This is a genomic window from Catenulispora yoronensis (assembly GCF_039531695.1).
GTDB classification, from domain to species: Bacteria; Actinomycetota; Actinomycetes; order Streptomycetales; family Catenulisporaceae; genus Catenulispora; species Catenulispora yoronensis.
In genome coordinates this window covers 141,808-148,366 of record NZ_BAAAQN010000022.1, presented here as the reverse complement: position 1 = coordinate 148,366, position 6,559 = coordinate 141,808, and the positions used below count along the sequence as shown (strand labels likewise).

Here is a 6,559-nt window from a genome sequence, read left to right as displayed (position 1 = left end):
GGCGCTCGCCGTCCCGGGACGGACGCCCGGCGCGGGCCTCGGCCGCGTTCAGCGCGCGCTGCGCCGACAGCGAGGTGACATCGCCCTTGTAGATCCAGACCTTCACGCCGATCCGGCCGAAGGTGGTCTTGGCCTCGTAGAAGCCGTAGTCGATGTTCGCGCGCAGCGTGTGCAGCGGGACGCGACCTTCGCGGTACTGCTCCGAGCGGCTCATCTCCGCGCCGCCGAGGCGGCCGGAGACCTGCACCTTGATGCCCTTGACGCCGGCCTTCATCGAGGACTGGATCGCCTTGCGCATCGCGCGGCGGAAGGCCACACGCTGCGCGAGCTGCTCGGCGATGCCCTGCGCGACCAGCTGGGCGTCCTGCTCGGGGTTGCGCACCTCGAGGATGTTCAGCTGGACCTGCTTGGCGGTCAGCTTCTCCAGCTTGCCGCGGATGCGGTCGGCCTCGGCGCCGCGGCGGCCGATGACGATGCCCGGACGCGCGGTGTGGATGTCGACGCGGACGCGGTCGCGGGTGCGCTCGATCTCCACCTTGCTGATGCCGGCGCGGTCCATGCCGTCGGTCATCAGGCGGCGGATCGCGACGTCTTCCTTGACGTAGTCCTTGTACAGCTTGTCGGCGTACCACCGGGACTTGAAGTCCGTGGTGATGCCGAGGCGGAACCCATGCGGGTTAACCTTCTGGCCCACTATCGGGTCCTGCCCTTCTGCGCGACGCCCGCGGTCTCCTGGACCACGATCGTGATGTGCGAGGTCCGCTTGCGGATGCGGTAGGCGCGGCCCTGGGCGCGCGGCCGGAACCGCTTCAGGGTCGGACCCTCGTCCACGTAGGCCTCGCTGATCACCAGCTGGCCACGGAGCTGCTTGTTGTTGCGGGCGTTGGCGGCGGCCGACGCGACGCACTTGAAGACCGGCTCGGCGGCGGCGTACGGCGCGAAGCGCAGGGTGTCGAGAGCCTTCTCGACGTCCTGGCCGCGGACCATGTCCACGACCCGGCGCACCTTCATGGCGGTCATGCGGATGTTCTTCGCCTGGGCAATAGCCTCATTGCCCGCGAGGTCCTTGGCCTTGTTCTCAGCCACGGCGCGACCTCCGATCGTCCTTCACGTGACCCTTGAACGTGCGGGTCGGGCTGAACTCGCCCAGCTTGTGGCCGACCATCGCCTCGGTGATGAACACCGGGACGTGCTTGCGGCCGTCGTGCACCGCGATGGTGTGGCCCAGCATGTCCGGCACGATCATCGAGCGCCGGGACCAGGTCTTGATGACGTTCTTGGTGTTCTTCGCGTTCTGGGCGTCCACCTTCTTCATCAGGTGGTCGTCCACGAAGGGACCCTTCTTGAGACTGCGCGGCATCTAAACCTCCTCCTAGCGCTTCTTGTTGGTCTTGCGACGGCGGACGATGTACTTGTCGGAGGCCTTGCCCGGCTTGCGGGTGCGGCCTTCCTTCTGACCCCACGGGGACACCGGGTGGCGGCCACCGGAGGTCTTGCCCTCACCACCACCGTGCGGGTGGTCGATCGGGTTCATCGCGACACCGCGGACGGTCGGGCGCTTGCCCTTCCAGCGCATGCGGCCGGCCTTGCCCCAGTTGATGTTCGACTGCTCGGCGTTGCCGACCTCGCCGACCGTGGCGCGGCAGCGCAGGTCGACGTTGCGGATCTCGCCGGAGGGCATGCGCAGCTGCGCGAACGGCCCGTCCTTGGCGACGAGCTGCACGCTCGCGCCGGCCGACCGGGCGATCTTCGCGCCGCCGCCGGGGCGGAGCTCGATCGCGTGGATCGTGGTACCGGTCGGGATGTTGCGCAGCGGCAGGTTGTTGCCGGGCTTGATGTCCGCGCCGGGACCGTTCTCGATCCGGTCGCCCTGCGCCAGGTTCTTCGGCGCCAGGATGTAGCGCTTCTCGCCGTCCGCGTAGTGCAGCAGCGCGATGCGGGCGGTGCGGTTGGGGTCGTACTCGATGTGAGCGACCTTGGCCGGCACGCCGTCCTTGTCGTTGCGGCGGAAGTCGATCAGCCGGTACGCGCGCTTGTGGCCGCCACCCTGGTGGCGCACCGTCACGCGACCGGTGCTGTTCCGGCCGCCCTTGCTGTGGATCGGACGGACCAGCGACTTCTCCGGGGTGCTCCGGGTGACCTCGACGAAGTCGGCGACCGAGGAGCCGCGGCGGCCCGGGGTCGTCGGCTTGTACTTACGGATGCCCATTAGGAAACCGGCCCTCCAAACAGCTCGATGCGGCCCTTCTTGCCGCCACCGGGGTTCGGGTCCACGGTCACGATGGCGCGCTTGGTGTCCTTGCGCTTGCCGATGCCGTAGCGGGTCCGCTTGCGCTTGCCCTGGCGGTTGATGGTGTTCACCGACAGGACCTTGACGTCGAAGATCTCCTCGACGGCCTCGCGGATCTGGATCTTGTTCGTGTCCGGGTGGACCACGAAGGTGTAGGTGTTCTGGTCCAGAAGGCTGTAACTCTTCTCCGACACCACCGGCTTGATGATGATGTCGCGGGCCAGGACGGCGCGGTCGGCCCGAGCCTGATTGAACACAGTGCTCACGCGTCGCTCCCCTCAACTTCGGAGGAGCTCGCCACGGCAGTAGCAGACTTCCCCTTGGCGGGACCGGCGACGAACTGGTCGTAGGCGCCCTGCGTGAACACGACGGCGTCGTTGACGAGCACGTCGTAGGTGTTCAGCTGGCCGACGTCGATCAGGTGCACGGTCGGGACGTTCCGGAGGCTCTTGTAGGAGACCTCGTCGGTGCGCTGCAGGACCACCAGCAGGTTCTTGTACTCGCTGACGCCCTTCAGCAGGCCCACGGCCGACTTGGTGTTCGGGACGTCGCCCTCCACCAGCCGGTCCACCACGATCACGCGGCCGTCGCGGGCCCGGTCGGACAGGGCCCCGCGCAGCGCGGCGGCCTTCATCTTCTTCGGGGTGCGCTGGGCGTAGTCGCGCGGCACCGGGCCGTGGACGACGCCACCGCCGGTGAACTGCGGGGCGCGGGTCGAGCCCTGACGCGCGCGGCCGGTGCCCTTCTGGCGGTACGGCTTCTTGCCGCCGCCGGAGACCTCGCCGCGGGTCTTGGTCTTGTGCGTGCCCTGACGGGCCGCGGCCAGCTGCGCCACCACGACCTGGTGGATCAGCGGGATGTTGGTCTGGACGTCGAAGATCTCACCGGGGAGGTCGACGTTGACAACCTGCGTCATGGTCAGGCTCCCTTCTTGGCCGAGGTCTTGACCAGGACCAGGCCGCCGTTGGGGCCGGGAACGGCACCCTTGAGCAGGATCAGGCCCTTCTCGGCGTCCACGGCCTGGACGGTGAGGTTCTGGACGGTCACGCGGGCCGAGCCCATGCGGCCGGCCATCCGGACACCCTTGAACACGCGACCGGGGGTCGCGCAGGCGCCGATGGAGCCGGGCGAGCGGTGCTTGCGCTGCACACCGTGGCCGGCGCCGAGGCCCCGGAAGTTGTGGCGCTTCATGACACCGGCGAACCCGTGGCCCTTGGAGGTGCCGGAGACGTCGACCAGCTGGCCGGCGCCGAAGGTCTCGGCGGTGATCTCCTGGCCGAGCTCGTACTCGGCGGCGTCGGTGGTCCGGATCTCCACGAGGTAGCGACGCGGCGTGACGCCGGCCTTCGCGAAGTGGCCGGCCTCCGGCTTGTTGACCTTCGTGGGCTTCACGGCCCCGTAGGCGATCTGCACGGCCTCGTAGCCGTCGACCTCCTGCTTGCGGATCTGCGTCACGACGCACGGCCCGGCCTTGACGACCGTCACCGGGACCACCCGGTTGTTCTCGTCCCAGACCTGGGTCATGCCGAGCTTCTCGCCCAGGACGCCCTTAATCTGCTTACCCATGTGCCGGCCGCCCTCAGAGCTTGATCTCGATGTCGACGCCCGCCGGCAGGTCGAGCCGCATGAGCGAGTCCACCGTCTTGGGGGTCGGGTCGAGAATGTCGATCAGACGCTTGTGCGTGCGCATCTCGAAGTGCTCGCGCGAGTCCTTGTACTTGTGCGGCGAGCGGATGACGCAGTACACGTTCTTCTCGGTCGGCAGCGGCACCGGGCCGGCGACCTGCGCGCCAGTGCGGATCACGGTCTCGACGATCTTCTTCGCCGAGGAGTCGATCACCTCGTGGTCGTAGGCCTTGAGCCTGATGCGGATCTTCTGTCCCGCCATGGCTGCTTGGTTCCTTATCGTTCCGGTCTTTCTTGGACCTGTTGTCCGGCGTCTGCGTCGGCCGGCCCCGAACGATGCCGGGGTCGACTCGCATCAACGCGCCCGGCGATCGGCGGTTGTGGACCCACCTGACCTCCGGGTTCGCCGCGTTCCACAACCTGTGTGTCCCGCGAAGCTTGTCCCGCTTTTCCCGCCTCCTCCGGTCCACGCGTTCGGGCGTGTCGCCCGCACCGGCGTGCGGATCCGCCGGGCGCGACTCATCGCCGCGCCTGCGAAATCCGGATTCCGCGGAATACTGCCCCACCAGGGCCGGAGCCCTAGCCGAGGACGGCCTGGAACTCCCGCGCACCCCAAAGAGGGCGCGAATGGTCGAGCAACCTCAACAGTATGGCCCAGGCCAGGGGGTTTTGGGAAATCGGGGCGTGGGCATACCCGGTCTTCATTTTGAGATGTGATATAGGGCACACCCGTTGCGCGGCGGTACGCCATATCGGGAAATTTCTCAACCGCGTCCCTCCAGGAGCGGCAGCCTCGGGTCCCACACCCGGCCCTCCACTCCCCCGCGCGCGTCGGCGCGGCGCCGGGCGATCGCCGACAGCGCCTCCAGCACCACGCGGTTCGCCAGCGCGGCGGTGATGTCGGCGTGGTCGTAGGGCGGGGCCACCTCGACGACCTCCACACCGACCACCGGGAGCTCGTAGCAGGCCCGGCGGACCGCGTCGAGCAGCTGCCGGCCGGTCAGGCCGCCGGGCTCGGGGGTGCCGGTGCCGGGCGCGTGGCCGGGGTCCGCGACGTCGATGTCGACCGAGAGGTGGACGCCGTCGCAGTCGTCGACCGCGATCGCGAAGGCCTCGGTCAGGCAGTCCTCCAGGCCGCGCGCGACGATCTCCGTCATCTCGTAGGACCGCATCCGCTGCTCGGCCATCCACCCGAGGATGTCCGGGCCCGGCCAATAGCCGCGCAGGCCGACCTGGAGGAACCGGTCGCCGCGGATCGCACCGGACTCGATCAGCCGCCGCATCGGCTGGCCGTGGCCGTGGAGGTGGCCGAACTCGATCTCGCCGGTGTCCGCGTGCGCGTCGAAGTGGAGCATCGAGACGCGGCCGAAGCCGTGGTGGCGGGCCACGCCGCGGGCGTCCGGAAGCGCGATGGTGTGGTCGCCGCCGAGCACCACCGGGATCGCGCCGGACGCCGCGATCTTGTGGACCGCCTCCTCGATGTTCGCCAGCGCGGTCTCGATGTCCCCGGCGTAGGTCTCCACGTCCCCGGCGTCCCGGACCACCAGGTCGGCGAGCCCGTCGACGCGCAGCGCCAGGCTCGGGCGGGACCCGTCGTGGCCCAGGTAGCACGCCTGCCGCACGGCCTGCGGCCCGAAGCGGGCGCCGGGGCGGTGCGACGTGCCGCCGTCGAAGGGCGCGCCGAGGACGACGACGTCGGCGCCGCGATAGGTCTCGGGGTCGCCGAGATCGCACCGCTCCACACCGAGGAAGGTGATGTCGGGTCCGAACATGGCGCCGTATCGGGTCATGAAGCAGCCTCCAGCCGTGGTTCCGAGCTGACGTATCGCCAAGCGTATCGCGAACCTGTACGACCATACGGTATTGCCATACAAAACAGCTAGACTCAGGTCGTGACCCCCGCCGCGCCCAACAGCCCGTCCGACAGCCCGCCCAACGGGCCGCCCAACAGCCCGTCCGACAGCTCCAGCACCGCCTCCGGCGCCCCCGCTTCCGCGGACGGCCGCCGCGCCCGGACCCGCCGCGCCGGCCGCGACAAGTCGGAGGTCCTGGACGCCGCGGTCCGCGTCATCGCCGACCGGGGCGCCGACGCCACCCGCTTCCAGGACGTCGCGGCCGCGAGCGGCGTACCGGTCAGCAGCCTCCAGTACTACTTCGGCTCCCGTGAGGACCTCCTCCTGGCGGCCTTCCGCCACGCCTCGGAGACCGAGATCGCGGCCCTCCAGGCGCACCTCGGGACCACCGCCGACCCGTGGCAGCGCCTGACCCGCATCGCCGACGCCGCGCTGCGCGACTTCCCGGCCTTCGGCAACGGCTCGGGCCGCCTCTGGATCGAGGCCTGGCGCTTCGCCCTGCGCGACGCGGAGCTGCGCGTCGACGTGCTCGCCGACTACACCGCGTGGCGGACGCTGATCGCCGAAGCGGTCCGGACCGGCATCGCCGCCGGGCACTTCACCACCGCCGAATCCCCCGACCGCGTGGCGACCCTGTTCCTCTCGCTCCTGGACGGCCTCGGCATGCCGCTCTCGCTCGCCGACCCGGCCATCACGGTCGACGAGGCCCGGGACTCGGCTTTGGGGGCGCTGGCGGCGATTCTGGGTTATGACGAGGGCTGAGATCGCTCTGCCGCACAAGCGACTGGGC

At 69.7% G+C, this 6,559-nt stretch carries 10 protein-coding genes; 1 reads left to right on the top strand and 9 read right to left on the bottom strand.

Annotation, left to right across the window (positions count from 1 at the left end):
- From rpsC to speB, 9 genes are all read right to left on the bottom strand, one after another.
- The coding region (rpsC, locus tag ABD481_RS20100) for a 30S ribosomal protein S3 (protein ID WP_344667233.1) at window positions 1–694 on the bottom strand (694 nt) is incomplete at its 3' end.
- Window positions 694–1,086 carry a 50S ribosomal protein L22 gene (rplV, locus tag ABD481_RS20095; RefSeq protein WP_344656633.1) on the bottom strand — a complete coding sequence of 131 codons (393 nt, stop codon included), beginning with the start codon at window positions 1,084–1,086 and terminating at the stop codon, window positions 694–696. The genes rpsC and rplV, both read right to left, overlap by 1 nt.
- Window positions 1,079–1,360, bottom strand: a complete 282-nt coding sequence (gene rpsS, locus ABD481_RS20090) for a 30S ribosomal protein S19 (protein ID WP_344667232.1) — start codon at window positions 1,358–1,360, stop codon at window positions 1,079–1,081. Before rpsS ends, rplV begins: the two co-directional genes overlap by 8 nt.
- 12 nt (window positions 1,361–1,372) lie before the next feature.
- Window positions 1,373–2,209, bottom strand: coding sequence for a 50S ribosomal protein L2 (rplB, locus tag ABD481_RS20085; RefSeq protein WP_344667231.1), 837 nt, complete (start codon window positions 2,207–2,209; stop codon window positions 1,373–1,375).
- Window positions 2,209–2,547 (bottom strand): 50S ribosomal protein L23, encoded by a 339-nt coding sequence (gene rplW, locus ABD481_RS20080; RefSeq protein WP_344667238.1) that lies wholly within the window; start codon window positions 2,545–2,547, stop codon window positions 2,209–2,211. Before rplW ends, rplB begins: the two co-directional genes overlap by 1 nt.
- 5 nt (window positions 2,548–2,552) lie before the next feature.
- A complete protein-coding gene (gene rplD, locus ABD481_RS20075; protein WP_344667230.1) occupies window positions 2,553–3,206 on the bottom strand; it encodes a 50S ribosomal protein L4 in 654 nt (217 codons plus the stop codon).
- Window positions 3,207–3,208: 2 nt separating this feature from the next.
- Window positions 3,209–3,856, bottom strand: a complete 648-nt coding sequence (gene rplC / locus ABD481_RS20070) for a 50S ribosomal protein L3 (RefSeq protein WP_344667229.1) — start codon at window positions 3,854–3,856, stop codon at window positions 3,209–3,211.
- Window positions 3,857–3,869: 13 nt separating this feature from the next.
- Window positions 3,870–4,178: a 30S ribosomal protein S10 gene (rpsJ, locus tag ABD481_RS20065; RefSeq protein ID WP_012785157.1), complete on the bottom strand. Its 309-nt coding sequence runs from the start codon at window positions 4,176–4,178 to the stop codon at window positions 3,870–3,872.
- A gap of 502 nt (window positions 4,179–4,680) precedes the next feature.
- Window positions 4,681–5,706, bottom strand: a complete 1,026-nt coding sequence (gene speB / locus ABD481_RS20060; protein ID WP_344667228.1) for an agmatinase — start codon at window positions 5,704–5,706, stop codon at window positions 4,681–4,683.
- A gap of 102 nt (window positions 5,707–5,808) precedes the next feature.
- On the opposite strand from speB, the gene ABD481_RS20055 reads away from it, so the two are divergent.
- On the top strand, window positions 5,809–6,531 hold the full coding sequence (locus ABD481_RS20055) for a TetR/AcrR family transcriptional regulator (RefSeq protein ID WP_344667227.1): 723 nt from the start codon (window positions 5,809–5,811) through the stop codon (window positions 6,529–6,531).
- Window positions 6,532–6,559 lie beyond the last annotated feature (28 nt).

Coding starts and splice junctions, on each gene's coding strand:
- rpsS (WP_344667232.1), bottom strand. CDS start 1,360: ATGCCGCGCAGTCTCAAGAAGGGTCCCTTCGTGGACGACCACCTGATG.
- rplB (WP_344667231.1), bottom strand. CDS start 2,209: ATGGGCATCCGTAAGTACAAGCCGACGACCCCGGGCCGCCGCGGCTCC.
- rplD (WP_344667230.1), bottom strand. CDS start 3,206: ATGACGCAGGTTGTCAACGTCGACCTCCCCGGTGAGATCTTCGACGTC.
- rplC (WP_344667229.1), bottom strand. CDS start 3,856: ATGGGTAAGCAGATTAAGGGCGTCCTGGGCGAGAAGCTCGGCATGACC.
- rpsJ (WP_012785157.1), bottom strand. CDS start 4,178: ATGGCGGGACAGAAGATCCGCATCAGGCTCAAGGCCTACGACCACGAG.
- speB (WP_344667228.1), bottom strand. CDS start 5,706: ATGACCCGATACGGCGCCATGTTCGGACCCGACATCACCTTCCTCGGT.